This window comes from Arthrobacter flavus, from assembly GCF_039526005.1.
GTDB lineage: Bacteria > Actinomycetota > Actinomycetes > Actinomycetales > Micrococcaceae > Arthrobacter_D > Arthrobacter_D flavus.
Genome location: NZ_BAAAIJ010000065.1, coordinates 1 through 1717 on the forward strand (window position 1 = coordinate 1; position 1717 = coordinate 1717).

At 61.9% G+C, this 1717-nt stretch carries 1 protein-coding gene; it reads right to left on the bottom strand.

Features of this window, described 5'->3' with window-relative positions:
* Positions 1-175: 175 nt before the first annotated feature.
* On the bottom strand, positions 176-1597 hold the full coding sequence (locus ABD059_RS17595) for an IS1380 family transposase (protein WP_343882441.1): 1422 nt from the start codon (positions 1595-1597) through the stop codon (positions 176-178).
* Between the last annotated feature and the right edge of the window lie 120 nt (positions 1598-1717).

Sequence of the window (1717 nt, forward strand, 5' to 3'; positions counted from 1 at the left end):
CCTCGATTTTTCATCGGAGGTCTTGGCCGGGTGTTTGAGGGCGGTGGGCAGGGGCCGCGGGTGCTGGTTTGGTTTTGGGGCGTGGTTGGTTGCCCCGTTGGGTCGTCCTGGGTGGCGCCGGTTCCACTTCCGGTGGGTTTTCGTTCTCGTCGTCGTGATGATTCCAGGCCAGCGGTTAGACGGGTGCGGGGCGTTTGAGTGAGGTTATTGCTGCCACTATCACGGTCATCAGGGCTCGTTCTGGGGCGGTTTCTGAGAACAGGAGTCGTTGCTTGCGGGCTGTGATGATGAGTTTGCCGGCGGTAGCGAAAACCCGGTAGCGCCATCGTTTGATGTCCCAGAACGCGGCCTGGTGTCCGGCGGGCAGGCAGGTGAGTTGCAGCCAGGAGGTGAGATTTAGTGCCAGGGATGCCAGTAACGCCCATGCCTGGTTCGCGGCGAAGGAATGGAAGGGCAGTTTCCCCAGACCGGTTTTCTTCAGGGTCTTGATGCGGTTCTCGCACCGGCCGCGGGCCCGGTGGCGTGCATCTAGTGCTGGTGCGTGCCAGCGCGGTGAATTGGTCAGAAACGCGGTGATCCGGTGACCGTCCAGATCGAGCAGGGTGGGTTGAGCTCCAGGGTGGAGGGGTTCGGCCCGCAGATAAATGTTCGTTCCCGGCGGGTAATCGATCAGGGGGATCACGTCGGTGGCGTTGATGACCCACGCATCGGGGCGCTCATTGCCTGCGGTGTCGAGGGCGGGCTGCCAGTTGGTTTTGTCTTCCAACCAGTGAACCATGTGGGCTTTGCTGGCCGGGAGCGGGTAGGACGTGGAGAACTGCACGCCAGCCTCGTGGAGGTGCCAGAGAAACTTCCGGGACGCTCCAGCACTGTCGGTGCGGATGAGTATCCTTTCCCCGGAAAGTGTCCCTGTTTCGTCGAAGAAGCCGTCGGGCAACTGGTTGATGGCGGTGGTGAAGACACGGATATGGTCGGCGGCGTTGTTCGCGCCAGCGTTGCCCGGGCGCAGCAAGCACGCCAGGATTTCGCCGGTGCCGTACCCGGTGCCGTGATCGATGGAGGCGGTGAACGGTGCGAACCCGTAGCCGCCCTTATAGGTGCCAGCCACGGCTTCCTTATCCGAGTGAGAGCTCACCAAGGTAGCGTCGAGGTCAATGATCAGCGGCTCCGCGGGTGTGGCGCGTGCGGCTGGATTCCGGTCTCCGGCTGCTTCCCAGACCCTCGAGCGCAGCGTCCTGGTCAGGGTTTCAAACCCATGGGCGAAGACCTCAGGGTTCGCGGCGGTCCGGTCGAAGAACCTGGACACCGTCGCGTTGGAGGCCACGGGTCCGAAGATGCCAGGTTGGGTCCGGAACATGTCTAGATCCGAGACGTATTCACCGCCAGCGCAAAGCATCACCGCGAGACGGGCTACCAGGTGGCCGGGGCGGTGGACGGCGCCGGGCGGGGTGAACTGCCGGAGTCGGTCCTCGCACAAATCCTTGAAGTCCAGGGCGTCGATGAACCCGGTGAGGATCTTCGTTCCGGCGTGGGAAATCAGCGACTGGCTAGTGAAATCCACCGGAACCGGCGGGAAAACGTGGGTAGACTTATGCATCGAAAGGGTGCTCCCTCTTGATCAGAAAATAACGGCTTAGACACCACTATTTTCCCAAGTCAGAGCACTCTTTCCCTGCTTAAACACGCCCCGAACCACACATCCGATGAAAACCCGGGG

Excerpts from the sequence above, each read along its gene's own strand:
- ABD059_RS17595 (WP_343882441.1), bottom strand. The coding sequence starts at position 1,597 with ATGCATAAGTCTACCCACGTTTTCCCGCCGGTTCCGGTGGATTTCACT.